This is a genomic window from Isoalcanivorax indicus (assembly GCF_003259185.1).
Classification (GTDB): domain Bacteria; phylum Pseudomonadota; class Gammaproteobacteria; order Pseudomonadales; family Alcanivoracaceae; genus Isoalcanivorax; species Isoalcanivorax indicus.
Map to the genome: position 1 here is coordinate 629,346 of NZ_QGMP01000001.1, position 25,939 is coordinate 655,284.

26 protein-coding genes are annotated in these 25,939 nt (G+C 63.6%); 16 read left to right on the forward strand and 10 right to left on the reverse strand.

From position 1 onward, the window contains the following. Positions 1-9 precede the first annotated feature (9 nt). The gene (locus tag DKW65_RS02900; protein ID WP_111655850.1) at positions 10-894 is read right to left on the reverse strand and encodes an arylamine N-acetyltransferase family protein; all 885 of its coding nucleotides are present in this window, start codon (positions 892-894) and stop codon (positions 10-12) included. Positions 895-1,100: 206 nt separating this feature from the next. Between DKW65_RS02900 and DKW65_RS02905 the strand changes: the two genes are divergently transcribed. From DKW65_RS02905 to DKW65_RS02940, 8 genes are all read left to right on the forward strand, one after another. Next, the gene (locus DKW65_RS02905) at positions 1,101-1,466 is read left to right on the forward strand and encodes a VOC family protein (RefSeq protein WP_111655851.1); all 366 of its coding nucleotides are present in this window, start codon (positions 1,101-1,103) and stop codon (positions 1,464-1,466) included. Then, entirely contained in the window at positions 1,463-1,792 is a 330-nt protein-coding gene (locus tag DKW65_RS02910) for an ArsR/SmtB family transcription factor (RefSeq protein WP_245932380.1), read from the forward strand. The genes DKW65_RS02905 and DKW65_RS02910 overlap by 4 nt, the downstream gene beginning before the upstream one ends. A gap of 15 nt (positions 1,793-1,807) precedes the next feature. Beyond that, positions 1,808-2,302: an SRPBCC domain-containing protein gene (locus DKW65_RS02915; protein WP_211315728.1), complete on the forward strand. Its 495-nt coding sequence runs from the start codon at positions 1,808-1,810 to the stop codon at positions 2,300-2,302. 73 nt (positions 2,303-2,375) lie between these two features. After that, entirely contained in the window at positions 2,376-2,759 is a 384-nt protein-coding gene (locus DKW65_RS02920; RefSeq protein ID WP_111655853.1) for a DoxX family protein, read from the forward strand. A gap of 121 nt (positions 2,760-2,880) precedes the next feature. Further along, on the forward strand, positions 2,881-4,674 hold the full coding sequence (locus DKW65_RS02925; protein ID WP_111655854.1) for an SLC13 family permease: 1,794 nt from the start codon (positions 2,881-2,883) through the stop codon (positions 4,672-4,674). A 43-nt stretch (positions 4,675-4,717) separates the two neighbouring features. Further along, entirely contained in the window at positions 4,718-5,170 is a 453-nt protein-coding gene (locus DKW65_RS02930; RefSeq protein WP_111655855.1) for a glutaredoxin family protein, read from the forward strand. After that, positions 5,170-6,507: a DEAD/DEAH box helicase gene (locus DKW65_RS02935; RefSeq protein WP_111655856.1), complete on the forward strand. Its 1,338-nt coding sequence runs from the start codon at positions 5,170-5,172 to the stop codon at positions 6,505-6,507. Before DKW65_RS02930 ends, DKW65_RS02935 begins: the two co-directional genes overlap by 1 nt. Before the next feature lie 68 nt (positions 6,508-6,575). Continuing rightward, on the forward strand, positions 6,576-7,232 hold the full coding sequence (locus tag DKW65_RS02940; RefSeq protein ID WP_111655857.1) for a DUF2459 domain-containing protein: 657 nt from the start codon (positions 6,576-6,578) through the stop codon (positions 7,230-7,232). 242 nt (positions 7,233-7,474) lie between these two features. On the opposite strand, the gene DKW65_RS02945 is transcribed toward DKW65_RS02940, so the two are convergent. Continuing rightward, entirely contained in the window at positions 7,475-8,734 is a 1,260-nt protein-coding gene (locus DKW65_RS02945; protein ID WP_111655858.1) for a 6-phosphofructokinase, read from the reverse strand. Positions 8,735-8,862: 128 nt separating this feature from the next. On the opposite strand from DKW65_RS02945, the gene DKW65_RS02950 reads away from it, so the two are divergent. From DKW65_RS02950 to DKW65_RS02965, 4 genes are read left to right on the forward strand one after another with little or no spacing between them, the layout of a single operon-like run. After that, positions 8,863-9,390 (forward strand): hypothetical protein, encoded by a 528-nt coding sequence (locus DKW65_RS02950; RefSeq protein WP_111655859.1) that lies wholly within the window; start codon positions 8,863-8,865, stop codon positions 9,388-9,390. 34 nt (positions 9,391-9,424) lie between these two features. Beyond that, entirely contained in the window at positions 9,425-10,783 is a 1,359-nt protein-coding gene (gene mpl, locus DKW65_RS02955) for a UDP-N-acetylmuramate:L-alanyl-gamma-D-glutamyl-meso-diaminopimelate ligase (protein WP_111655860.1), read from the forward strand. Positions 10,784-10,787: 4 nt separating this feature from the next. Continuing rightward, positions 10,788-11,234, forward strand: coding sequence for a DUF2214 family protein (locus DKW65_RS02960; protein ID WP_162925666.1), 447 nt, complete (start codon positions 10,788-10,790; stop codon positions 11,232-11,234). Positions 11,235-11,256: 22 nt separating this feature from the next. Then, on the forward strand, positions 11,257-11,889 hold the full coding sequence (locus DKW65_RS02965) for a flavin prenyltransferase UbiX (protein ID WP_111655862.1): 633 nt from the start codon (positions 11,257-11,259) through the stop codon (positions 11,887-11,889). A 14-nt stretch (positions 11,890-11,903) separates the two neighbouring features. Here the strand turns inward: DKW65_RS02965 and DKW65_RS02970 are convergent, their stop codons facing one another. After that, positions 11,904-12,995 (reverse strand): porin, encoded by a 1,092-nt coding sequence (locus tag DKW65_RS02970; protein WP_111655863.1) that lies wholly within the window; start codon positions 12,993-12,995, stop codon positions 11,904-11,906. A gap of 142 nt (positions 12,996-13,137) precedes the next feature. On the opposite strand from DKW65_RS02970, the gene chrA reads away from it, so the two are divergent. Then, positions 13,138-14,499: a chromate efflux transporter gene (chrA, locus tag DKW65_RS02975; protein ID WP_245932381.1), complete on the forward strand. Its 1,362-nt coding sequence runs from the start codon at positions 13,138-13,140 to the stop codon at positions 14,497-14,499. A 168-nt stretch (positions 14,500-14,667) separates the two neighbouring features. Here the strand turns inward: chrA and DKW65_RS02980 are convergent, their stop codons facing one another. The 6 genes from DKW65_RS02980 to DKW65_RS03010 all read right to left on the reverse strand — a co-directional run bounded on the left by DKW65_RS02980 (position 14,668) and on the right by DKW65_RS03010 (position 19,274). Further along, a complete protein-coding gene (locus tag DKW65_RS02980; RefSeq protein ID WP_162925667.1) occupies positions 14,668-15,855 on the reverse strand; it encodes a serine hydrolase domain-containing protein in 1,188 nt (395 codons plus the stop codon). A 73-nt stretch (positions 15,856-15,928) separates the two neighbouring features. After that, positions 15,929-16,672 (reverse strand): energy transducer TonB, encoded by a 744-nt coding sequence (locus tag DKW65_RS16010; RefSeq protein ID WP_211315729.1) that lies wholly within the window; start codon positions 16,670-16,672, stop codon positions 15,929-15,931. Further along, the gene (locus tag DKW65_RS02995; protein ID WP_111655867.1) at positions 16,669-17,082 is read right to left on the reverse strand and encodes an ExbD/TolR family protein; all 414 of its coding nucleotides are present in this window, start codon (positions 17,080-17,082) and stop codon (positions 16,669-16,671) included. Before DKW65_RS02995 ends, DKW65_RS16010 begins: the two co-directional genes overlap by 4 nt. Beyond that, on the reverse strand, positions 17,079-17,465 hold the full coding sequence (locus tag DKW65_RS03000; protein ID WP_111655868.1) for an ExbD/TolR family protein: 387 nt from the start codon (positions 17,463-17,465) through the stop codon (positions 17,079-17,081). The genes DKW65_RS02995 and DKW65_RS03000 overlap by 4 nt, the downstream gene beginning before the upstream one ends. An 11-nt stretch (positions 17,466-17,476) precedes the next feature. Beyond that, positions 17,477-18,175: a MotA/TolQ/ExbB proton channel family protein gene (locus DKW65_RS03005; protein WP_111655869.1), complete on the reverse strand. Its 699-nt coding sequence runs from the start codon at positions 18,173-18,175 to the stop codon at positions 17,477-17,479. Between the two features lie 127 nt (positions 18,176-18,302). Then, positions 18,303-19,274, reverse strand: coding sequence for an AraC family transcriptional regulator (locus DKW65_RS03010; protein WP_245932382.1), 972 nt, complete (start codon positions 19,272-19,274; stop codon positions 18,303-18,305). A gap of 338 nt (positions 19,275-19,612) precedes the next feature. On the opposite strand from DKW65_RS03010, the gene DKW65_RS03015 reads away from it, so the two are divergent. The 3 genes from DKW65_RS03015 to DKW65_RS03025 are packed head-to-tail and all read left to right on the forward strand — an operon-like array spanning position 19,613 to position 25,405. Continuing rightward, positions 19,613-20,797, forward strand: coding sequence for an efflux RND transporter periplasmic adaptor subunit (locus DKW65_RS03015; protein WP_342767582.1), 1,185 nt, complete (start codon positions 19,613-19,615; stop codon positions 20,795-20,797). A 14-nt stretch (positions 20,798-20,811) separates the two neighbouring features. Then, complete coding sequence (locus DKW65_RS03020; protein WP_111655870.1) at positions 20,812-23,982, forward strand: efflux RND transporter permease subunit; 3,171 nt, start codon at positions 20,812-20,814, stop codon at positions 23,980-23,982. Then, positions 23,975-25,405 (forward strand): efflux transporter outer membrane subunit, encoded by a 1,431-nt coding sequence (locus DKW65_RS03025; RefSeq protein ID WP_111655871.1) that lies wholly within the window; start codon positions 23,975-23,977, stop codon positions 25,403-25,405. Before DKW65_RS03020 ends, DKW65_RS03025 begins: the two co-directional genes overlap by 8 nt. Here DKW65_RS03025 and DKW65_RS03030 read toward each other — a convergent pair. Beyond that, positions 25,370-25,855: a copper resistance protein NlpE N-terminal domain-containing protein gene (locus tag DKW65_RS03030; RefSeq protein ID WP_111655872.1), complete on the reverse strand. Its 486-nt coding sequence runs from the start codon at positions 25,853-25,855 to the stop codon at positions 25,370-25,372. The two genes, DKW65_RS03025 and DKW65_RS03030, sit on opposite strands and share 36 nt — an antisense overlap. Positions 25,856-25,939 lie beyond the last annotated feature (84 nt).

Here is a 25,939-nt window from a genome sequence, read left to right on the forward strand (position 1 = left end):
GTCATCTGTTCATGTTTCCGTAGCCTGAATAAATGACCTGTTCAGGTCTCGTGCGTCGGCAGTCAGGCGCGCCGAAAGCTGTTGTCGCAGCAGATCGCCCAGGCGCTGGGTCAATCCGGGACGGTCGGGCAGTCGAATATCCATCATGGCTTCCAGCAGGGCGACGACAGCCTCGGCGCTGCCCAGCAGATGGCGTTCGATGCGCCCATCGGCATGGCGTCGGGTATAGCGGTCATTGTGCAGGATATGGCGCACGGTGCCGTCCACGCGGCTGGCCATCAGTTGACTGACGAAAGGTGACGATGGATGGCAGGCAGTGTACCAGTTGGCCATCTCGTAATCGGCGGGCCATGCCGTGTGCAGGGCGAAGCGGTACATGGCGCGCCATTGTCCGTGTTCCAGTGCTTCCAGCGTACAGAGGTCATTATCGGTGCGCAGGCGAAAGGTCTCATGGCGTGTCAGTTGCAGAGCGGTGTCGTGCAGTCGCAGCGGGGCCACGCCGGTGAGGGCGCCGAAGGCGGTATCGACGAGATAGTCCTCTCCGGCCAGGGTGACACAGAGAAGCAGATGCGAGGCGGCAGTCCTGGCGTCTTCAGGTTGGCCCCAGAGCACGCGGGCCAGGAGCGGCCGCACTGAAAACCCCAACTGCCGCAGCACCTGGGCAAACAACAGGGCATGTTCATGGCAGTAGCCTCCGCGCTGCTGCATCACCAGCTTTTTTTCCAGATCGCGCAGCGCCAGTGAAACGGGCTGGCCCATCAGCGGGTTCAGGTTCTCGAACGGAATCCGGTTGACGTGCTGCCAGTGCAATGCGGCGAGCGTCTCCAACGAGGCATCCAGCGGGCCGGTATAGCCGATGCGGGCAAGGTAGGCAGAGAGGTTCACGGCGGTCATGCAAGGCTCCTTCTGTTCGGGTGATCGGGAGCAGGCTAGAGGCTGGACCTTGGTTGAGGTAAATCCTGCGGGGAGAGTAATTCGCCAATCGTTGCCATAGGCGAGAGCTATGGTGCGAGGTGATGGGTTTTATATTAAACCATATGGTTGAATTATGAGTGCGCCCATGCGATGCTGTCCGGGTCATGCCAAACCGGAGACAGATCATGCCTGCTCAACCCGCATTCGAGGGCGGCCGCAACATCGCCATGAAAGTGCCGGCCCATCACTATGACGCCACGGTGCAGTTCTACCGTGAGACCCTGCGCCTGCCGGTGCTGGCGCAGTATGCGCCGAATATCGTGTTCGCCTTCGGGGTCAACCAGTTGTGGATCGACCGGGTGCCCGGTGCCGGGCAAACGGAGCTGTGGCTGGAGATGGAGACGGCAGAGCCGGAGGCCGCGGCGGACTGGCTGGCGGAGCAGGGCCTGACCCGCTGCGACGAGGCGGAGCCGCTGCCGGAGGGCTTCCGGGGGCGCTGGATCAGCAGCCCGGCCGGGGTCATTCATCTGGTCCGGGTGGCGCAGTCGTGAGAGCGGCGGCGTCGGGGCTGGACCAGGTGTTTCATGCGTTGGCCGATCCGACACGGCGGGCCATGCTGGGCAGGCTGGCCGAGGGTGACTGCCGCATCGGCGAGCTGGCCGCGCCGTTTGCCATGTCGTTGGCGGCGGCGTCCAAGCATGTGCGGGTGCTGGAGCAGGCGGGCCTGGTGCGCCGCCGTGTCGAAGGCCGGGTGCATCACTGTGGTCTGGAAGCAGGCCCGCTGCGTGATGCCCAGGCCTGGCTGGCACATTATCAACGCTTCTGGACCGCCCGGCTGGATACGCTGGAAGCGCTACTGCGTGACGACGAGACATGAACAGGGGAGATGACCATGGATAGCACTGATTGGGGACAGTCGCTGGCCGCCGACACGCTACGCTTTGAACGCACGCTGCCGGGCACGCCGGAACGGCTCTGGCCCTGGCTTGCCGATGCCGGCAAACGTGCACGCTGGCTGGCGGCGGGTGTGTTGCCAGCGCAGCCCGGGGCGGCCTTTACCCTGACCTTCGAGTATGAGGGGACGCCGGTGCAGACCCGGCACACGGTGCGCCTTTATGAGCCGCCTTCGCGCCTGTGTATCACCTGGGATGAAGGTGAGGACTGGCATTCGGAAGTGACGTTCGAGTTGAGTGCCCTGACGGCCGATCAGGTGCGGCTGTGCATCACCCACCGACGTTTGCGGCAGGCAGACCGCGTGGATGTGGCCAGCGGCTGGCATGCGCATCTGGCGCTGTTGTCGTCCTTGCTGACGGGGAGTGCCGCGCCGGACTTCATGGCCTTGCACCGCGAACTGGAACGGGCCTATCAGCAGCGGCTTGAGGTTTGAGGCTTGACAGCGTCCGGGGCAGACGCCATAAGACCGGGGCGGTTTACATTATCGATCACAAGGACATCTCCCCATGCACAACCCGGATATCGGCAAACTGATCCTGCGTCTTACCGTTGGCATTCTGATGTTGTTCCACGGCGTCTCGAAACTCACCTCCGGCATTGCCGGTATCAAGGGCATGCTGGCGGCCAACGGCTTGCCGCAGTTTTTTGCCTACGGTGTCTTTGTCGGCGAGATCATTGCGCCGCTGATGCTGATCGTCGGCTTCTACAGCCGCATCGGTGCGGCGCTGATCGTGGTGAACATGCTGTTTGCCATCGGCCTGGCGCACATGGGCGATATCTTTGCGCTCTCCGGGCACGGTGGCTGGCGTCTGGAACTGCAGGCCTTCTTCCTGTTCACCGCGCTGGCGCTGATCTTTACCGGCCCGGGTAAATACAAGTTCCGCCACTGAGGCGCGACGGATCGGAGCATGCCCATATTCCCTGATGGAATATGGGCATGCTTTTTTATTCCTTTGCAGTCCTGCAGGTCCGGGGTACCTTGCGCCCCATTGACTGTGCAGGACGCCGCGTGTGATACCCGAAGCCTTCCAGCCCCTTGTTGTCGGCCTGATTCTGATTGGCCTGTTCGCGGCCTTTGTGCGCGAGTGGTTCAAGCCGGACGTGGTGGTGATGATTGCCGTCGCCCTGTTGCTGGGCCTGGGGCTGCTCTCCAGCGGCCAGGTACTCAGCGTGTTCAGCAACAGCGCGCCGATCACCATTGCCTGCCTGTTCGTGATCAGCGCTGCCCTGGAAAAGACCGGCTGCGTGGATCGACTGGGGGACTGGCTGGGCGTCATGGCCGGGCAGAGCGAGCGGCGCCTGCTGCTGGCCTTGTTGCTGGTTGGCATCGTCGTGTCGCCGTTCATCAATAACACCCCGGTGGTCATGGTGCTGATGCCGGCGGTGATTGCCATGGCGTCGCGTTATGGCATTGCGCCGTCGCGCATGCTGATCCCGCTGTCCTACGCGACCATCCTGGGCGGCATGATCACCATGGTGGGCACCTCCACCAATATTCTGGTGGACGGTGTGGCCCGTGACATGGGTCTGGCGCCGTTCAGCATGTTCGAAATTACCGCCCCGGCGATCCTGATGGCGCTGCTGGGCGGTGCCGTGATCTTCTTCCTGGCGCCGAAGTTGCTGCCCGCACGGGAAACCCTGGCCCAGCAGTTCACCGGCAGTGGTGATCGCACCTTCATGTCGGAACTGTTCGTGCCCGAGGGTTCACGGTTGGCGGGGCAAACCTTGCAGGCCGCGCGGCTCAGCAACGGCACCATCGCGGTACTGAAGCTGTTCCGGGGCGATGACGAAATGTCGTCGCCGTCACCGCAGACCCGTCTTGAGGTGGGTGACAAACTGGTTGTGCACAGCCAGAGCGCCGACATGGTGGAGCTGCGCAGCACCGATCTGGTCAGCCTGCAGGGCGGCGCCAGCCGCGACCTGGAGACGCTGCGCAGCCGTGGCGCGGTGATTGTGGAGGCCATCGTCGGACCGACCTCTCGCTACGTGCAGCGGCCGATTCGCGATCTGGATCTGGCTGCCCGTTATGGCATCCACCTGATTGCCGTGCACCGCAAGGACGCCAGCATTGGCGAAATCGTTGATGACTTTCAATTGCAGTTCGGTGATGTGTTGCTGGTGGAAGGCACCCCGGCCCAGATCAAGCGTTTCTGCGAGAACGGTGACCTGTTTGCCATCACCGACGGCAAGGCACCAACCAATCGCCAGAACAAGGCCCCCATCGCGCTGGGCACCATTATCGGCGTGATGGTACTGGCGGCGTTCAAGGTCATGCCCATCGAAGGGTTGGCCCTGATGGGCGCGGCCATTGTGATTGCCACGGGCTGCATTCGCTCCGACGAAGCCTACAAGGCCATTGAGTGGCCCATCATCATCCTGATTTTCGGCATGCTGGCCGTTAGCATCGCCATGCGTGAATCCGGCCTGGCAGACCTGCTGGCGGGTCTGCTGGTGGGCTGGGGCGACGGGCTGTCGCCGTGGATGATGCTGGCCATCGTTATCCTGATGACCTCCATTGCCACGGAGATGATCAGCAACAACGCCGTCGCGGTGCTGTTCACCCCCATTGTCATCGGTGTGGCCCAGCAGTTGGGGGTGGACCCGCGGCCGTTCGTGGTCGGGGTGATGTTTGCCGCCAGCGCCAGTTTCGCCACGCCCATCGGCTACCAGACCAACACCCTGGTCTATGGGGCGGGCAACTACCGCTTCACCGACTTTGCCCGCCTGGGCATCCCCATGAACCTGATTATCTGGCTCAGCGCCACGCTGCTGATCCCCTTCTTCTGGCCGCTTAATCCCGTCTGATGGGTTACTATGGGCGTCCTGACATGATCAAGGAGCCCGGGGGATGAAGACGGGGATGCTTTCAGTGCTGATGCTGACGGCCCTGCTGTGCGCCAGTATGGCGCAGGCCAGCGGTATCTATCGTTGGGTGGACGAACAGGGTGTGGTGCATTTTTCCGATGAACCGGGCGGCCCGGCGGCGGAGCAGATCACGGTCAATCCCATGGTGTTGCCGATGGTACCGGAGAATGCGCGCGGGCGTACCGGGGCCACCACGGGGGCAGCGGGCGGGCAACTGGTCATGTACAGTGCCGAGTGGTGCGGTTACTGCACCCGGGCGCGCAACTACTTCCGTCGTAACAATATTCCCTTTGTGGAAAAGGATATCGAGAAATCCACCCAGGCGCGTCGCGAGCATGAAGCCGCTGGCGGTCGGGGTGTGCCGTTGCTGGTGCGGGGGGATGCCCGTATGAGCGGTTTTTCCGAAGAACGTTTTGAGAGCTGGTATCGCCGCTGATGACTGATTTTTCTGCCCTGGGTTTGCACGAGCGCCTGCTGAGAGCGCTGACTGAAGCTGGCTATGAGGCGCCGACGCCGGTGCAGGCGGCGGCCATTGCGCCGGCGCTGGCAGGCCGGGACCTGCGAGTGACGGCCCAGACCGGCAGCGGCAAGACAGCGGCCTTTGTGCTGCCCATGCTGCAACGCCTGATGGACAAGCCGGATCATCAGGTGGGCACCCGCGCGTTGATCCTGTTGCCCACGCGTGAACTGGCCCGGCAGACCCTGGCCCAGGTGGAAAAGCTGGCGCGCTATACTTTTATCCGTGCCGAGCTGGTGACGGGGGGCGAAGACTTCAAGGTGCAGGCCGCGCGCATGCGCAAGAATCCGGACATCCTGATTGGCACGCCCGGGCGTTTCATCGAGCACCTGACAGCCAATAATCTGGATTTCAGCGGACTGTTGATGCTGGTGCTGGATGAAGCCGACCGCATGCTTGATCTGGGCCTCAGTGAGGACGTGCTGCGTCTGGCGGCGTTGTCCAATCCTGACGCCCGGCAGACCCTGCTGTTCTCGGCCACGCCGGGGCCGCGCAGCATGGCGGAGCTGATCGCCTCGGTGCTGCGTGAGCCGGAGGAACTGGCGGTCAACCGGGTGCAGGAGCTGAACGAGAACACCCGCCAGCAAATCATTACCGTGGATGATGTGCAGCACCGCGAACGTCTGGTGCAGTGGCTGCTGGCCAACGAGCAATACGACAAGGCGATTGTCTTCACCAATACCCGCGAGCAGGCGGATCGCCTGGGCGGCTATCTGACCAATCCCTCGCTGAAGCTGTATGTGCTGCACGGCGAGAAAGACCAGAAATTCCGCAAGCAGGCGCTGGACCGGCTGCGCAATGGCGACATCAGCGTGCTGGTGGCCACCGATGTGGCCGCTCGTGGCCTGGATATTTCCGGCCTGGATCTGGTCATCAATTTCGACATGCCGCGCAGTGGTGATGAGTACCTGCATCGTATTGGCCGCACCGGCCGCTTCGGTAATCATGGCCTGGCCATTTCGCTGGTGGCCGCGCACGAATGGAACCTGATGGCCAGCATCGAGCGCTACCTGAAACAGGCGTTCGAGATGCGCGTGGTGGCGGCGCACCCGGGCCACTACAAGGGGCCGAAAAAACTGAAAGCCTCCGGCAAGGCGGCGGGCAGCAAGAAGAAAAAGCTGAAGAAAAAGCTGGCGCGGACAGAGGGCAAGCGCGAGGCTGGCGCGCCACGCAAAGCGGCGGCGAAGCCGAAGCGCGCCGCCCCGACCGACCTGAAAGAGGGGTTTGCGACGCCGAAGCGCAAGAAGCCGTCCTGAAGGGCGGTACTTGCCCGACGAACCTTGTCCGGGCATGGTGAGCAGGACGTAGATGGAGGAGCAGAACCATGCGTCACTGCCTGCCCTGTTTCATCGCCTGCTGTGTGCTGCTGGGGGCCTGCGCAGCGCCCGGTGGCACCGCCGCTGTTTCCGACACCGTTCCGGACTCTCTCTCAGAGACGTCCGCCGCAGAGATCCATGTCATTCGCCATCGCTGGCACACCGGCATCGTGTTGCCGGCCGCCCTGATCCCGGAATCCCCGCTGGCGTTTCTGTTGCCCCTGTCGGAGGACGCCCCCTATTACGAGATCGGCTTTGGCGACGACCGCTATTACCCCTTGCCCCGTGAAGAGACCAGCCAGACGCGCCGCTCGATGACCGCTGCGCGGGCTATCCTCTGGCCCACCGGTGGTGTCATGCAGGTGATGGCGTTACCGCGACCGCCGGATCAGATGCCGCACACGGATCTGGTCACCGTGTCCCTGACGGAAAATCAGCTGCAGGTGCTGATCGCACACATTGCCGATCACTTTGCGCTGGCTGATGTGCGCACGGCCGTGGCGGGGGATATTACCGGTCAGTGGTTCCTGCCTGCCAGGCGGGCCTTCTGGGTCGGCCATACCTGCAATACCTGGACGGCACGCGCCTTGTCGGAAGCGGAGGCCGCGCAATGGGTAATTCTGCCCCGGCGGGCAGAGCCGGTGATGCGAGGGGTGCAGCGCTGAGGCCGCAGCGGCCCGTCATGGGCCGTCATGAGTAAGCCACGGCCTACGCCATCCATCAGGGATCACTGACAGCAGCTTCATCCCTGGCTGATAGTCGGAGGTGGGCTGCCGGGCCATCATGATTCCCGTCGGCTGCGGCCCGGTCGGGCGGCTCCCCGGTGGCCTGGCAGGGCTGTAGTCGACACCCCTCCTAGCCCTGTTTCCTTTCCCGGCTTGCTCTGGCCGGGAAAGGTTTTTTTCGCTCAGATCTCGAATTTGCCTTTCAGTTTCTTCGGCACGGGCACCGCTTTCAGGCGTGCATGGACCGGCATGCCGTTGCGGAACGGCGTTTCCGCCTCGCCCTGGATCAGGGGCAGCAGATAGTCGCGGGCCGCCTCAGTGATGCCGAAGCCATCGCGGGTGATAAAACTGCGCGGCATCATTTTTTCCACGTTGGCCACCTTGGCCAGCGGCGCTTCCTGAATGCTCCAGCTGTAGCGTTTGCCTTTGCCCCGAATGATGGCCGGCATCACGGCATTCTTCCCCGCTTCCGCCATTTCCACGGCGGCGCGGCCGACGGCATAGGCTTGTTCCAGATCCGTGGCCGAAGCCAGATGGCGACCCGAGCGTTGCAGATAGTCGGGCACCGCCCAGTGGTACTTGTAGCCCAGGGCGTCTTTCACTTTCTGCGCCAGCACGGGCGCCACGCCGCCGAGCTGCTTGTGGCCAAAGGCGTCGGTGGAGCCGGCGTCTGCCAGGAAGGTGCCGTCCTGGTAACGCGCGCCTTCCGACACGGCGATGACGCAGTAGCCGTGTTTCTTGACGGTCTGCTGGACTTTCTTCAGGAATTTTTCTTCGTTGAAGGCAATTTCCGGGAACAGGATGATATGCGGCGCATCGCCGTCCTGCTCCTGGGCCAGCCCGGCGGCAGCAGCAATCCAGCCCGCATGGCGACCCATCACTTCCATCACGAACACCTTGGTGGACGTGGAGCACATGGATTGCACGTCCAGCGCGGCTTCACGGATGGAGACGGCGGTGTATTTCGCCACCGAGCCAAAGCCGGGCGAGCAGTCGGTGATCGGCAGGTCGTTGTCCACGGTCTTGGGCACATGAATCGCCTGGATCGGGTAGCCCATGGTTTCCGCCAGCTGCGATACCTTCAGGCAGGTGTCGGCGGAATCACCGCCGCCGTTATAGAAGAAGTAGCCGATGTCGTGGGCCTTGAACACCTCGATCAGACGCTCGTACTGGCGTCGCGACGTCTCCAGATCCTTGAGCTTGTAGCGGCAGGAACCGAAGGCACCGCCGGGCGTATGACGCAGGGCGGCGATGGTGGCCTTGCTTTCCTTGCTGGTGTCGATCAGGTCTTCGGTGAGGGCGCCGAGGATACCGTTGCGGCCCGCATAGACCTTGCCGATCACCTTGCTGGCCCGGGCGGCTTCAATGACCCCGGCGGCGGAGGCATTGATGACGGCGGTGACACCACCGGACTGGGCGTAGAAAGCGTTTTTGCGGGCCATGATTGTCTCCGTGAATGCGGTGCGGCGCGGTTCAGTGCGGGCGCAGGGCCCGGCGAGGGCGCCATGATAAAGAGGATTGCCGGGCGCTGCCATAGCGGCGCCCGGAGCGGTCTGCGAGAATACGCCCCATGAACTCACTCTGGTCTCTGTATTTCCGCGCCAGCACCCTGCGTAGCGGCCCTGAAGACATGCCGTATTCGCCGGCCTTGCTGCGTTTCACGCTGGGTGCCTGGTTGCTGTTGCAACTGCTCGGCGCCGTGCTGCAGACCCGTTTCAGCACGCTGGACAGCTTGCTGGCCCAGGTCTGGCTGCTGGTGATCCTGCTGGGCAGTGTCTGGTTACTGCTGCATTCCAAGGGCCTTCGCGCCCGCACCGTGCAGACCTTCATGGCCTTGCTGGCGGTGGAGCTGGTGATTGGCGTAGTGGCCCTGCCGCTGGTCATCGCCGCCCGGCCCCTGGGGGACGAGGCGCTGCCGCTGTGGATGCAGACCGCCTATCTGGTGCTGTTATGCTGGAATCTGGGCGCGCGCGGCTACATCCTGCACCGGGCACTGAATATCGGACCCTTCCTGGCCATGGCGCTGGTGATGACACTGCTGGTGATCAGTTTTGTATGGCTGGCGCTGCTGATGCCGTCGCTGGCGGCGGGGGCCTGACGCCACCCGGATTAACCTGATAACGGAATCGTTCATGCACATTCATATCCTGGGTATCTGCGGCACCTTCATGGGCAGCCTGGCGCAACTGGCGCGGGCACTGGGCCATCAGGTGACCGGCTCTGATCAGCACGTCTATCCCCCCATGAGCGATCAGCTGGCGCAGGCCGGTATCGAGGTGCGAGAAGGCTATGATCCGGCGCACCTGGACCCGGCGCCGGACCTGGTGGTGATTGGCAACGCCATGAGGCGGGGCAATCCGGCGGTCGAGCAGGTGCTGGACAAGGGGTTGCCGTATACCTCTGGCCCGCAGTGGCTGGCCGAGCATGTGCTGCAGGGCCGCTGGGTGCTGGCGGTGTCCGGCACCCACGGCAAGACCACCACCGCCAGTCTGCTCGCCTGGATTCTGGAGCATAACGGCCTGGCGCCGGGTTACCTGATTGGCGGCGTGCCGGGCAATTTCGGTGTCTCTGCCCGGCTCGGGGAGACGCCCTTCTTTGTTGTCGAGGCCGATGAGTACGACACCGCCTTTTTCGACAAGCGTTCCAAATTCGTGCATTACCGCCCGCGCACGCTGGTCATGAACAACCTGGAATTCGATCACGCGGATATCTTTGCCGACCTGGCCGCCATTGAAACCCAGTTCCACCATCTGGTGCGCACCGTGCCCGGGCAGGGGCGCATCATCCTGCCGACCGGTGAAGACGCCCTGGAGCGGGTGCTGGAGCGGGGTTGCTGGAGTGAGGTGGAGCGCTTTGGCGACGGCAGCGAGATCGAGGTGACACGTCACAGCGATGATGCCTCGTCCTTCTCCGTGGTCGAGACCGGACGAGAACCGGCGCGGGTGGACTGGGACATGACCGGCGAGCACAACCTGCGCAATGCGGTGGCCGCCATGCTGGCCGCGCGTCATGTCGGTGTGACCCTGGCCGATGGCGCCGCAGCCCTGAACGCCTTCAGCGGCGTCAAGCGACGGATGGAGCTGGTGGGCGAGGTCGGCGGGGTGCAGGTGTTCGATGATTTTGCCCACCATCCCACCGCCATCGCCCTGACGCTGGAAGGGCTGCGCAAACGGGTCGGCCCGCAGGGCCGGATCATCGCGGTGATCGAGCCGCGCTCCAATACCATGCGCATGGGCCGTCATCGGGAACAGCTGGCGGCCAGCACGGCGGCGGCCAGCGAGGTGGTCTGGTATCAGCCGCCGGGCATGGACTGGTCGCTGGCGCCGGTGGCCGACGCTGGCCCCGTGCCCGCGCGCGTGGCTGGCGATCTGGAGGCCCTGATTGCCGAGCTGGCGGGGACGCGCGGGCCGGCGCATATCGTTATCATGAGCAATGGCGGCTTTGGGGGTATCCATCGCCGACTGGTCAACGCCCTACAACAGACAGGATAAAGCCATGACCGCAGCACTGATTGCAGCCATTCACTATCTCGGCGTGATGTTGATCGCGGCCACCTTGCTGGTGGAGTTCCTGACCTTGAAGGGAGGTCTCAGTCGTCCGTTGCTGGATCGACTGGTGCGTGTGGATGTGCTGTATGGCCTGGCGGCGCTGGCGGTGCTGATTACCGGCTTCCTGCGCATTACCGTGGCCTACGGCAAGGGCCCGGCCTTCTACATGCAGAGCATGGTGTTTCACACCAAGGTCGGTCTGTTTATTGTGATGGGGCTGATTTCCATTGTGCCGACGATCCGGTTTCTGCGCTGGCGCAAGGCGGCGGCCGCAGGCCAGCCGCTGCCCACCGCGCAGTCCATCGATGGCACCCGCAAGCTGGTGCTGGTGGAACTGCATATCCTGTTCGTATTGCCCTTCCTTGCCGCGATCATGGCGCGCGGGTTGATGTAATAACGGTTTTACCGGAGGTTGCATGAGCGACACATCATCACCCTGGTCCACCCGCGTCACGCTGGCGTTCACGGGCGCATCCGGTGCCCAGTATGGCTTGCGTCTGCTGCAATGCCTGCTGGCGGCCAACGCCGAAGTGTTCGTGATCCTGTCGAAAGCCGCGCGCGTGGTGATCGGCACGGAAACGGATCTGCGCCTGCCTGCGGGCACCGGCGCTGCGGAAACCGCATTGCGGGAATACGTGCAGGTCGATCAGGGCAGGCTGGTGGTGTGTGGTCTGGAACAATGGACCGCGCCGGTAGCGTCTGGCTCCGGTGCGCCAGCGGCAATGGTGGTGTGCCCGTGTTCCACCGGCACCCTGTCGGCGATCGCCACGGGCGCCAGCAACAACCTGATCGAGCGCGCCGCCGACGTCGCCATCAAGGAAGGCCGCAAGCTGATTCTGGTGCCGCGGGAATCGCCGTTTTCCGCCATCCATCTGGAAAACATGCTCAAGCTGGCGCGTCTGGGGGTGACCATCATGCCTGCTGCGCCCGGCTTTTATCACCAGCCGCAAAGCGTGAATGATCTGGTCGATTTCATGGCCGCGCGCCTGCTCGACCATCTCGGTGTGGCGCAGACGCTGGTACCGCGCTGGGGTGAGCACGGGGGCTGACGCCCCCGTGTGATTCAGAAGCGGTAACTGCCCCCCAGTGAAAGACCGGCGGGGCTGCCGCCCGGCACGGTGGCCAGTTCACCGCCGCCGCCTGTGGTACGGCCCTGCACATAAGGCCGCAGGGTGGCCGCGTCTTCGTTATCGATCCACGCGTAGCTGAAGTAGAACAGCATATTGCGGGCCAGCGTATAGTCCACGCCGACGGCATACAGATCCGCCCGCAGGTCATCGTCGTCAGCATCCAGCCGGTAGACCTGGGTTTTCAGGGCCCAGCGTTCGTCCAGGGTATATCGCGCGCCACCACCATAGGCCTTGTCATCCGGATTGTCGGCGTACTGGTACAGGGCGGCGAGCCGCAGCGGGCCGATGTCTTGCCAACCGGCTACGCGGGTGGCCTTGCGGCGGTACTGATCGTCGGTCAACAGACCGGCGCCGGGGTCGCCTGCTGGTATTGCTGCAACGTACTGCTGTTGCTCATGCGCGACGGCGACATAGGTGCGGCTGCCCTGCCAACTGACCGAGGCGCTCCAGGCGTTGGTGTCGGAGGTCGAGGTGCCATTGCCGTCAAGGCGGGTCGCATAGTGAAGATCACCCGTGACGCCATGCCAGACGGGGGTGCGGTAGGCGATGCCGTTGCGAAAACGCTCATCCCAACCTATCGGCCCCTGGCCCTCGGGGCCTGCAATCCGGTTGCGCAACACGTTCCGTGCATCGCCGACCTGATCGGCGAAAAAGTCCACCTGGCCACGCAGGTTCTTCAGCGGGGTGTTGAACTTGCCGAAACGCACCAGTCCCCAGTCGCCGCGTGCCCCGACAAAGGTATCGCGATCAATCCACTCGCCCCCCTGGTTGTCGATGCGCAAGGTGGTTTCCGCCTGCCACAGCAAGGTCAGATCATGGGCCTCGAAATAATGATCGCCCCGGAAGCCGATCCGGCTGTTGTTGCTGGACAGGTTCAGGGCCTCACCGTTGCCATCGGTATCCAGAAAATCCACAGAGGCATTCATGCGACCATAGATTTCCACGGGCTGGGCCGTGGCCAGCGGCGGGGCAGTCAGCAGCGGGGCGATCAGCAGGGGCAGGGCAAGCCGGGGGGCGTGGCGCATGAAATTCTCCTTGCGATGTCATTCTTGTGGAGGCGGTAACCCTTGTTCAGGCGGTAACAATAGTGTCATGTAACCGAAAAATGAAAGCATATAAAACTCTTTGAATATTGTTTTTTGTTATATGACACTGTGAAGTCTCGACATGCCACCGGCCCCCGCCATGACCCCGCACAGTGATGCCCCGGTACAAGAGATTCCGCTGCGTGAAGCTTTCCGTGTATGGCTGCGCATCGGCCTGCTCAGCTTTGGCGGGCCCGCCGGGCAGATCGCGCTGATGCAGCGCATCCTGATCGACGAGAAAGGCTGGATCAGTGAAAAGCGCTTCCTGCACGCGCTGAACTACTGCATGTTGCTGCCCGGACCCGAGGCCATCCAGCTGGCGATCTATATAGGCTGGCTGCTGCACCGCACTCGCGGTGGTCTCATGGCCGGGCTGCTTTTCCTGCTGCCCGGCGTGATCGCATTGATGGCTCTGAGCCTGCTGTACGCGCTGGCGGGTAACCTGGACTGGGTCGAGGCCCTGTTCTTCGGGCTCAAGGCGGCGGTGCTGGCCATCGTGGTCAGTGCCGTGGTGCGTCTGGCCGGGCGTGCGCTGGGAACGCCAGTGCGCTACCTGATCGCGGCAGGCGCCTTCGTTGCCCTGTTCGCCCTGGGGGCGCCGTTCCCCCTGGTGGTGCTGGGCGCAGGGTTGCTCGGTCTGGTCGGTGGGCTACGTGGCTGGCAGAGTTTTCAGCCCCCCGCGCCTGCAGAAGGCGGCAGTGATGATCGCCATCTGCACAGCGCGCCGCCGTCGCGCTGGCATGTGCCGCGCACGCTCGCCATCTGGCTGCCCTTGTGGCTGTTGCCCGTGGCGTTGCTGGCGCTGACCCTGGGCGGTGACAACGTCTTTACCCGTATCGGGTTGTTCTTCAGCCAACTGGCGGTGGTGACGTTCGGTGGGGCCTACGCGGTACTCAGCTACATGGCCCAGCAGGCGGTCGAGAATTACGGCTGGCTGTCCGCTGGCGAAATGCTCGACGGTCTCGGGCTGGCGGAAACCACCCCCGGGCCCCTGATTATGATCGTGCAGTTTGTCGGTTTTCTCGGCGGCCTGCGTGACAGCGGGCTGGACCCGATTCTCGGCGGCATCCTGGGTGGTCTGCTGGCCACCTGGGTCACCTTTGTGCCGTGCTTTCTGTGGATATTCATGGGCGCGCCTTACGTGGAAGGGCTGCGCCAGCGTCCGGCCATCAGTGGCGCGCTGGCCGCCATCACCGCGGCCGTGGTCGGTGTCATTCTCAATCTGGCACTCTGGTTTGCCGTGCATGTGCTGTTTGCACAGGTGGGCGAGTGGCGCGCCGGACTTCTGGCGCTGCCCCGACCGGAATGGGCAACGCTGGAGCCCTGGGCGCTGGTGCTGGTGCTGTTCGCACTGGCCTGCCAGTTCGTGTTCCGGCTGGGGCTGTTTTCGGTGCTGGGGCTGTGTGCCTCAGCAGGCCTGTTAATCGGCCTGCTATTCGCGTGAATATTAACCCGGCAAGGTTTTATTGCCGGGTTAATGCGGCACAGGGATGTGCCGCCGCTGAGCGGTAGCTCGGCGCGAGCCCATGAAATACAAGAAGATCCACGCATCTTCGCCAGTATTTCATGGGCGACAATCAAATGGTTCAGGACGAACTATTTGATTGTCAGGTTAATAGTGCGCGGTGACGCCGCGCATGAAGGCAATCATTTCGCCGGTATGTGCTCTGAACTCGGGGTCAACGCTGGTTTTTACGATCACGACATCGGCGTTCTCGTCGATCCAGATGGTCTGCCCCCAGACGCCATTGAAAAAATATTCGCCGTCGGGATTTTCCGGTGTCCACAGGTGGTAGCCGTAACCGCGCTCGGCGTAGCCGTGCCCGGCGGCCAGCCAGGGTTCCGGGCGTCGGGTGGCGTCGAACACCCAGTTGTCGGGCAACAGCGCTTCCCCGTCCCACACGCCCTGCTGCAGGTGCAGCTGGCCCAGTTTGGCGTAGTCGCGCAGCGTCGCATTCAGGCAACAGAACCCCAGCTCATCGCCGTGCTGATCCAGATTCCATAGCGCATCGTCCTCCATACCCAGCGGCTGCCACAGGCGTCGTGTGGCGTAATCACTCAAGCGTTCGCCGGTGGCGGCTTCCAGCACCCAGGCCAGCACCTGCGTGTTCGGGCTGATGTAGTGGAAGCGCTCGCCGGGCGGCCCGGCGGCGGGGCGGTTGGCCACCACCTCGCGGGCGGAGTGGCCGAACAGGAAAACACGATAGAACAGCTGATTGATATCGGAGAAATGATCGTGATAGGTCTCGTCAAAATCGATACCGGTGGCCATGCGCAACAGATCGTGCACGGTCACATCACCGTAGGCCTTGCCGTCGAGTTCGGGCACGTACTGACGCACCGGATCATCCAGTGAGTCGATCAGGCCATCCGCCCAGGCCATGGCGATCAGGGTGCTGACCACGGTTTTCGCCATCGACCAGGAGGTCAGGCGCGATGTGGGGTCGGTGCCCTGAAAGTATTCCTCCATCTGGATTTCGCCCGCCCGCAGGATCATCAGGCCGGTGGTTTCGGTGCGTTCCAGAAATTCCTGCGTGTCGACGGTTTCGCCCTGGTAGGTAAAGGTCTCTGGCAGCGAGCCGGGCTGCGCTGCCCGGGGGAAGGGGCGTGGCGTATCGCTGGCTTTCAGCGTCGTATAGGGAAACACACGCTCCATGGCGCGGAAGTTATCCAGCCGGTATTCCGGATGAAACAGGCGCGTCATGGCACTGGGGGAATAGGGAGACCAGGGGCGGAACCACCAGAGGGTGGCGGCAACAAGCAATGCCAGCAACGCCAGCAGAACAATGCGGGTACGCATGGGTGAGGCCTTTATTGGAATCATGACCCCAGAGTCTGCCAGCGTGTGGCGCCCGGCGCCATGCCGATGCGGATCAGTTCAGGGTATAGGCCACCGGCACGGTGATGCCGCCGGCGATGCGATCGGCAATGCTGTCCGGCGGTTCCGGCAGACGCAGGCGGCGCAACATGCGTTCGGTGGACATATCCAGAATGCGGCTGCCGGAACTGTTGAGCACTTCGATATTGTCCACGCGGCCGTTGCCGTTGACCTCGAAGCGCACTTCGACCACGCCTTCCTGGCTGCGCAGCCGGGCCTGGGCCGGGTATTCCTTGTGGCGCTCGATGGCGTCGCGAATCTTGCCCAGGTACAGGTTGTAGTCGTTCTCCACCTGCCCGGCCATGTCCGCACCCTCACCGATTTCACCGGCACGGGCGCGCTCGGCGGCATCCGCCTGTGCGCTGTCAGTGGTGGCCCGTTCCTGCGGTGTGTCGCGCGGGGTGTCCACAACCTGCGTGGGGGGCGTGGTGACCACGGGCTCCGGCTCAGGCTCTGGTTCGGGCTCAGGCTCAGGCTCAGGCTCGGGTTCCGGTTCCGGCTCAGGCTCCGGTTCGGGTTCTGGCTCCGGCTGCACCGGCGCTTCGGTGTCTTCAGCCTCCGGTGCGGGGGCTTCGCTGTATTCTGCCAGTGACAAGGTCATGGCCTGTTGCTGGCCGGGGCGTCCGCCGGCCAGCGTGTCCGGTTCGCGGCTCAGCAATACCACCGCGTGTACAGCCAGTGACACCAGCACCCACAGCCACAGGCGGCTACGCCGGGGTGTCAGATCGGTGGCTGTCATGGTGCGCTCCGCGACACCAGCCGTACCTCGCGTACCCCGGCCTGTTGCAAGGCGGTCAGTACCGGGCGCATGGCGTCCAGTCGGGTGTCGGCATCGGTGAGCAGCCGCACTGGCGGCATCTTGTCTGTGCCTTCTTCAGGCTGCGGCAGCAAGGCGGGCAGGTCTGCCAGCGTCAGCGCTTCGCCCTGTTGCGACAGGTTGCCGTCGCGGTCCAGAGTCAGCAGCAGCGAATCGGCTTCTTCGGCCAGTGGCATGCGTGTTTCCGGCGGCTGCACGTCGATGCGGTTGGGCGCGACCTGGCCGGCCACCATGAAAAACACCAGCAGCAGGAAGACCACATTGATCAGCGGCAGGGCCGGTTCCAGTGCCGGGCGGCGTGGCGGTTGTTCGGTCAGCAGGCCGCGTCTCATCGCATCAGCTCCAGCCGGGCTTCGGTCAGCCCGGCGTCCTGAAGGATGTCCACCACGCGCATGATGCTCTGCACCGAGGCGCCGTCGGCGCCGGTAACGCGGGTCGCGCGTTGCGGGTCACGGCGCAGGGCCTGTTCCAGCGCCTCCAGAGAAACGGTGTCACCATCCAGATCCACCTGGCCATCCTCGCGCACCTGCACCTGACGGACCGTGTCGTCGGCAACCACGGGGGTGGTGGAAGGGCTGCTGACGCGCACCGGCAAGTCCTGCCAGGCGCCAAAGCGGGTGGCGAGCATGAAGAACACCAGCAGGATGAACACCACGTCGATCAGGGGTGTCAGGCCGATGGTCGGCGTGCGGTGACTGTGCTCATTGATATGCATGGATCAACCGATCAGTAGGCGTGGGCCGGGTCGGCTTCGGTTTCCTGATGCCCTTCTTCAGCGCTGCTCAGGCGACCGTTGAGTTGCACCCGCAGGCGCGCCAGACGGTCTTCCATGGTGTGGCGGCATTGTTCGATGGTGCGGTCGCACCAGTGAAAGGCCGCCAGAGCAGGAATCGCCACGACCAGGCCGGCCGCAGTGGTCAGCAGGGCTTCCCAGATGCCGCCGGAAAGCAGGGCAGGGTCCACCTGGGAGCCGGCCATCTCCAGCTGCTGGAAGGCGCTGATCATGCCGAATACGGTGCCGAGCAGACCGATCAGGGGCGCCAGGGTGCCGACCACTTCCAGCAGTCGCAGGCCGCCGCGCAGGGCTTCCAGCTCGGCGCGCGCCTGGCGCAGGACTTCCTCCTGCCATTGCACGGCGGTGACGCCGGGGCGGGCCAAAGACAGGGCGCTGGCGATCACGCGGTCTGCCGGGGTGGCCGGGCTCGTGAGGGCTGCTTTGGCAGCGCCGCGATCGCCACGGGCCAGTGCGCCCAGGGCATCATCGGCGGCGGGTGTGGCCAGCGGTTTGACGCGCAGGAACTGCACCACCTTGCTCAGCAGTACGGCGAGGGAGATCACCGACAGCACCGCCAGCAGCCACATGGCAGGGCCACCGGCCAGGAACCAGGCGGGCAAGGCAGAGGATTCGACGGCGGAAACGGGCATGAGGCACTCCGTGTGAGGTCGGGGCCGGGGGCAAGAATGGATTCAGGTCTGAAAGCGCGCAAAGGGTAGCGCCAGGGAAGGATAAATGCAAGTCATTATCATTTGGCGCGGCAGAATGCCGCAGCCGTCATCTCGGCGCAGGGGCCATTCCGGCCTGCTGACCCCGCAAGCGGAGCACATCGGCGCGCGGTGGCGCGCCAAACAGGCGGCTGTACTCGCGGCTGAAGTGGGACGGGCTCTCGTAGCCGACCCGATAGCTGGCCGTGGCGGCTTCAAGGCCTTCGCTGAGCATCAGCCGCCGTGCTTCATGCAGACGCAACTGCTTCTGGAACTGCAACGGCGACATGCGGGTGACCTGTTTGAAGCTGTGATAGAGCGTCGACTCGCTCATATTGACCGTATCGGCCAGCTCGCGGATACGCAGTGGCTCGCTGAAGCGGTCCTTGAGGGTGGCAATGACGCGGGAGATGCGATGCGACTGGCTGTCCACGGCGGCGAACTTGCGCATGCGCGGCCCCATGTCGCTGACCAGGGCCCGATAGATGATCTCGCGTCGGGCGAGGGGCGCCAGCACGGGAATGTCCTGCGGGGTATCCAGCAAACTCATCAGTCGGGTCAGTGATGAGAGCATGCCTTCATCCATTTGTGACAAACACAGGCCGCAATTGATATCAGGGCACTCCACGTCTTCATGATGCGCGGCCTGATGACCGTTCTGCCCGAGTTCAACCACCAGTTCACTGACTTCCTGCGGATCGACGTTCAGTTTGGCGGCCAGATAAGGGTGATCCGGGCAGGCGTCGACCACGCGACCGGTTACCGGAAGATGAACGGAGTTCGCCATGAACGTCAGTGGTGCATAAATGATTTCCCGATCACCAAGCTGAACGGTTTTCGATCCCTGAATAATGAAACACAGCGACGGTTCATACACGGTGGACGCACAGCCGGTTTCGCCATCCGAGCGTAACAGGGTCACGCCATCAATCGCGGTGTCATGCTGGCCAGGTTCTGGCGCCCAGTCAGCAGCAATACGGGCAAGCTGTTGCTGAAACAATGCAGACCGGACCTCGATCGGGGTCGGGTTATTCGACGTCATGGTGTGTCCTCCCTCCGGTGGCAGTATTGGACAACCGCCGGCCTGCCGAAAGTGACGGGGTCGCGGTTTGCAGAATAAGGCAATCACTTCGCAGAAATGTGCAAGTTGGAGTTTTTCTGCAGCCTGCCATACGAGTGTGACGGAATCTGGCAGCAGGACGCCAGCCATATTAATCGGCATTAATGCGAGCAGAATCAGGCAATGACGCTGCAGTAATCCGATACCGTCTTGCCGCTCGTGCTGCCTAAAGTGCCGCTTCGATATCAGGGCTTGACCTTAACCTTGATTGAGGATCTAGAGTCGCCCCCGAACGAGTACACACTGCGGAGTGCATGGGCATGATGGTTTCCAATAAAGCAAAAGCGAGTGGCGCTGGCTGGATAGTGGGCGCCTTGATCGGTGTAGTGGTGGCGGCGCTGTCCGGCTGTGATGCCCGTAGCGATGCCATGATGTTACCGCCGCCGCCGGAAGTGGACGTGGCTCAGGTACTGGCCGAACCGGTGACGATCTGGGACGCCCTGATTGGTCGCGTTGCGGCGCCGGAAACGGTGGACCTGCGGCCGCGTGTCAGCGGTTATATCGACGAAGTCGCGTTTACAGAAGGGGCGCTGGTACACGAAGGGGATCTGCTGTTCCGCATTGATCCACGCCCGTATCAGGCGTTGTTGCAAACGGCGCGGGCCGAGCAAAGCCGGGCGCGTAGCCAGCTTGCCCAGGCAGAAAGCGAAGCCGGTCGGGCGACGCAATTGCTGGAAAGTCGTGCCATTTCCCGCGAGGAATATGATCAGCGACGCACGGCGTTGCTGGCAGCACAGGCCCAGCTTGAAGCCGCCAATGCGGCGGTGGAACGGGCGCAGCTTGATGTGACCTACACACGCATTACTGCGCCAGTCACGGGGCGAGTCGGGCGCGCCATGGTTACGCGCGGCAATCTGGCCAGCGCCGATCAGACCCTGCTCACTACCCTGGTGTCGGTCGATCCCGTGCATGTGTATTTCGACAGTGATGAACAGGCGGCATTGCAGCGTGCTGCATTGTTGACGGATACCGGGCCGGTGCCCGTGCGGATCGGGTTGGCCGGGGAAGACGGACTGCCCCATCGCGGCGAACTGGATTTCGTCGATAACCAGGTTAATGCCGGCACGGGCACCTTGCGTTACCGCGCGGTGTTGCCGAATCCGGATGGCGTGTTCCGCCCGGGGCAGTTTGCCCGCGTACAGATGCCGCTGGCGTATCTGGATAACGCCCTGCTGGTGCATCGGCGCGCCGTCATGACCGATCAGGATCGCCGTTTCGTCTATGTCGTCGATGACGACAACCTCACCGTACGGCGTCAGGTGGTGACCGGTCGTCCCGTGGACGAACTGCTGGTCATCCAGGAAGGCCTGGAACGCGGTGATCGCGTCATCGTCAGCGGGGCCATCAAGGTTTATGGCTCCGGCATGGAAGTGGTGCCGCGCCAGGTGGCAATGCGTGACGCTGGCGTGGAAAGCGATGTGGCCCTGAACGCCGCACAGCACTGAACTGGAATATTCCCATGAATTTTTCGCGATTTTTCGTGGACCGGCCGATCTTTGCGGCGGTGCTGTCCATCATCATGTTTGCCGCCGGCCTGATTGCCATTCCGAATCTGCCGATCAGTGAATACCCGGATGTCGTGCCGCCCTCCGTGGTGGTGCGCACGGTGTATCCCGGTGCCAACCCGAAAGTGATTGCCGAAACGGTGGCGACGCCGCTGGAAGAATCGATCAACGGCGTCGAGGACATGATGTACCTCAAGTCGGTGGCGGGTTCGGATGGCGTCTTGCAGATGACCGTTACCTTCCGTCCGGGCACCGATGCAGACGATGCCACGGTGCGCGTGCAGAACCGTGTCAGCCAGGCGCTGGCACGGCTGCCGGAAGATGTGCGGCGACAGGGGGTGACGACACAGAAGCAGTCACCGACGTTCCTCATGGTGGTGCACCTGACGTCACCGGACGGTCGTTATGACACGCTGTATCTGCGTAACCATGCGCGCCTTCATGTGCGTGATCGCCTGGCACGGGTGCCGGGAGTGGGCGATGCCCAGGTCTTTGGTGGAGGTGATTACGCGTTGCGCGCCTGGCTTGACCCGGACAAGGTGGCGGCTCGCGATCTGACCGCCAGTGACGTGGTGCGCGCGATGCGCGAGCAGAACGTGCAGGTGTCGGCCGGGCAGTTGGGGGCTGAACCCATTGCCAACAGTGATTTTCTGACGCTGATCAACGCGCAGGGGCGATTGCGCACGGTGGAGGAGTTCGGTGATATCGTGCTCAAGCGCGGAGCTCGGGGCGAGATTGTACGTCTGTCGGATGTGGCACGGCTGGAACTGGGCGCGGGGGACTACACCCTGCGGTCGCAGCTGAGCGGCAAGGAGGCTGTGGCCATCGGCATCTTCCAGGCACCTGGCGCCAATGCGCTGCGCATCCGTGATCAGGTGATCGAGATCATGGACGAGCTGTCGGCGGGTTTCCCCGATGGCGTGGAATACGAGGCCGTGTATGACACCACGATTTTTGTCAGCGACTCGATCCGCTCGGTCATCAAGACGTTGCTGGAAGCGGTGTTGCTGGTGGTGCTGGTGGTCACGCTTTTCCTGCAAACCTGGCGCGCCTCGATCATTCCCTTGCTGGCCGTGCCGGTGTCCGTAGTCGGTACCTTTGCCGTGCTGCTGTTACTCGGCTATTCGATCAATACCCTGACCCTGTTCGCGCTGGTGCTGGCTATCGGCATCGTGGTGGACGATGCCATCGTGGTGGTGGAAAACGTCGAGCGTAACATCGAGGAAGGGCTGGCGCCGCTGGCGGCGGCACATCAGGCGATGCGTGAGGTGTCCGGGCCCATTATCGCCATCGGCCTGGTGTTGTGCGCCGTCTTTGTGCCGATGGCGTTCCTGTCCGGGGTTACCGGGCAGTTCTATCGCCAGTTTGCGGTGACGATTGCCATCTCTACGGTGATCTCCACCATTAATTCGCTGACCCTGTCGCCCGCGCTGGCGGCCATGTTGCTGAAACCGCATGATGCGCCGAAGGATCGATTGACGCGCTGGATTGATGCGCTGTTCGGCTGGGTGTTTCGGCCCTTCAACCGCTTCTTCAATGCCAGCTCGGAGCGCTATCAGCGCACCGTCAGCGGTTCACTCATGCGTCGTGGCATGGTGTTCGGGATCTATGCCTTGCTGCTGGTCAGCACCGGCCTGATGTTCAAGGTGGTGCCGCCGGGTTTCATTCCGACCCAGGACAAGCAGTATCTCATTGCGGGGGTCATTCTGCCGGAAGGCGCGTCGCTGTCGCGCACGGATCAGCTCTTGCAACAGGTCACGGATATCGCGCTGGACACCGAAGGCGTGGCCGATGCCGTCGCCTTCCCCGGCCTGAACGCGCTGCAGTTTACCAACACGTCGAACACGGGCGTGGTGTTTTTCCCGCTCGACCCGTTCGACCAGCGGCGTCGCAGTGCGGCGGAAATCAACGCCGAGATCAACGAGCGTATTGCTGGCCTGACGGACGGCTTTGCCTTTTCCTTCATGCCGCCGCCGATTCTCGGGCTGGGTAACGGCAATGGCTACCAGATGTTTATCGAGGACCGGGCCGGACACGGCTACGGTGCCCTGCAGGAAGCCGTGGAGGCGTTGCAGTACGCCATCGCCGGCACGCCAGGCATGGGCTACCCGATCACCAGCTATCAGGCCAATGTGCCGCAGCTGGACGCTGAAGTGGATCGCTTGCGCGCCAAGGCCCAGGGCATTCCGTTGACCGAGTTGTTCGATACCCTGCAGACCTATCTGGGTTCGACCTACGTCAACGACTTCAACCTGTTCGGCCGCACCTGGCAGGTCATCGCCCAGGCCGACGCGCCGCATCGCGCCAGCGTGACCGATATCGCCCGGTTGCGCACGCGCAATGAGCAGGGCGAAATGGTCCCCATTGGTTCGGTGGTGTCCGTGCGCGAGACCTTCGGCCCGGATCCGGTGCTGCGTTACAACGGTTTCCCGGCCGCTGATCTGGCCGGCGAAACCGATCCGCGTGTCATGTCATCGGCCCAGGCCATGCAGCAGCTCACGGCGCTGGCAGAAAGTGTCTTGCCCGAGGGCATGGGCTTTTCCTGGACCGACCTGAGTTATCAGCAGGCCACCCAGGGGAATGCGGCGCTGGTGGTGTTCCCGTTATCCATCCTGCTGGTGTTCCTGGTGCTTGCTGCCCTGTACGAGAGCTGGACCTTGCCCCTGGCCATTATTCTCATTGTGCCGATGTGCATGTTGTCGGCGTTGATCGGCGTCTGGTTCGCCGGGGGTGACAACAACATCTTTGTTCAGGTGGGGCTGGTCGTGCTGATCGGGCTGGCGTGCAAGAACGCCATCCTGATTGTCGAGTTTGCCCGGGAGCTGGAAACCCAGGGGCGCGGCGTGGTCGAGGCGGCTCTGGAAGCCTGCCGCTTGCGTCTGCGGCCGATCATCATGACCTCAATCACCTTTACGGCTGCGGTCGTCCCGCTGCTGTTCAGCAGTGGCGCCGGGGCTGAAGTGCGCCAGGCACTGGGCACGGCGGTGTTTGCCGGCATGATCGGCGTCACCCTGTTCGGTCTGTTTCTGACGCCCGTGTTCTATGTGGCCTTGCGGAAACTGGCCCAGGCGATGGAGCGTCCATCGGGACCGGTAGCGGGAAATCTGGAGGAACGTCATGCGTAATGTCATGCATCTGATGGCTGGCGTGCTGTTGTTGGCGGGCTGTGCTTCCGGCAGACACCACGACGTGCCCGAGTACGGCATACCCGAGGCGCATATGCCGGCACGCTTCACGGCAGCAACGGAGCACGGCGGTGAGCAGGATGACCGGCACTTCTGGGCCGGTTTTGAAGACCCGTTGCTGGAACAGCTGCTGGCCCGCACGCTGCAGGCCAATCATGATTTGCTGGGTGCCCTGGCGCGCTACGACAGCGCCGCCGCACTGCTTTATGGTGCGCGACGGGAGCAGTGGCCGAGTATCACGGCCAGCGCCGCAGCCAGTGAGCAGCATCTTGCGGCGGTGGAGCAGATGCCCGGCGGCGACACGCGCGTGACGCGGTACCAGGCCGGGCTGGCGGCGAGTTGGGAGCTGGATCTGGCGGGCCGCCTGCGTCGTGCTACCCAGGCCCGGCGTGCAGACCTGGAGGCGGCGGGCGCTGACATCGCGGCCCTGCAGGTGGCACTGACCGGTGAGGTGGCGAGCACCTACTTCACCTTGCGCGGTTTGCAGCAGCAACATGAGGTGGCGCAGCAGAATGTCGCCCTGCAGCGTGCCACGCTGGAGATCGTCGAAGCGCGTGTGGCGGCCGGTCGGGGCACCGACTTCGATGTCGTGCGCGCCCGCAGTCAGCTTGAACGGACCCGCGCGGCCCTGCCGAGCCTGGAGGCGGCCATGCGTGCCCACATGCACCGCCTGGCCGTGCTGACTGGCGCCCCGCCTGCCACCTTGATCGACACCCTGGCGACGGCCGGTCCCCTGCCCGAGCAGAGGCCGGTGATTCCGGTGGAGACGCCCGGCGAAGTGTTGCGTCGGCGTCCGGACATTGCCGCCGCAGAACGTCGCCTGGCCGCCGCCACCGCGCGCATCGGTGTGGCATCAGCCGATCTGTTCCCGCGTTTCACCCTGAGCGGCCTGTTGGGGTCGGTGGCCAGCGACGGCAGCGACCTGTTCAGTGGCGCGGCCGAGTCACGCCGCGTGGCGTTGGGGGTGGACTGGACGTTCCTGGACCATGGCCGGGTGCGGGCGCGTATCGAGGCGGCTGATGCCGACAGTCGTGCGGCGCTGGCCCAGTACCAGCGAACGGTGCTGCAGGCGCTGGAAGAAACCGAAACCCGGCTGGTGAACTATCAGCAGGCCCAGACCCGTGCAGCGCGCCTGCAACAGGCCGCCGAGGATGCGGCGCAGGCCGCTGCACTGGCGCGCACCCGCTACGAACGTGGCTTTATCGGGTATTTCGAGGTGCTGGCGGCGGAGCAGGAACTGAGCGAGACCCGGGATGCTGCCGTGCGCAGCCGGACCGAGGTGACACTGGCGATGGTGGATCTGTACCGCGCGCTGGCCGGAGCGCCGTCAGCGGTCGATGTCCAGCAGCAGGTTGAAGGGTGACCAGAACTCGCGCTTGAACTCGTCCAGCAGCTTGATGCGATCATCATCCAGACGCAGGAAGTTGCGGGTGCTGCCCGGGCGGTCAAAGTCGAGCTGATAGATGACGGCGTCGGGGTCGGTGTCGTTGCCGGTCACGCGGCGCCACTGACCGACACTGCGCTGTGCGGTGTCGGGGGTGCCGTTTTCAGCAAGGCGGGTTTCTGTCACCCGGTAGATCTTTTCCTGATGGTCGAGCACCAGCTCCACATCCAGGCCGTCGCAGTCGGGGCAAGGCAGGATGCCACGGTAGGTCACGGTGGTGGCCGCCGCCGGTGTATCGGCCGGCGCGGTGGCGGTCGGGGTGTCCCTGGCAGGGCGAGTGCTGCAGGCGCTCAGCAAGGCGAAACACAACAAGCCCAGACAGGCCGAGCCGATGGCGTGCCGTTGCGGATGAATGGCGGTGGTGCCCATGCTTGCGTCCCCTTCGCTGGCGGATGGTGACCTCCTGATAGCACTCAATAGTACCGCAGAAGCACCCGCTGTCACGGTATGGTG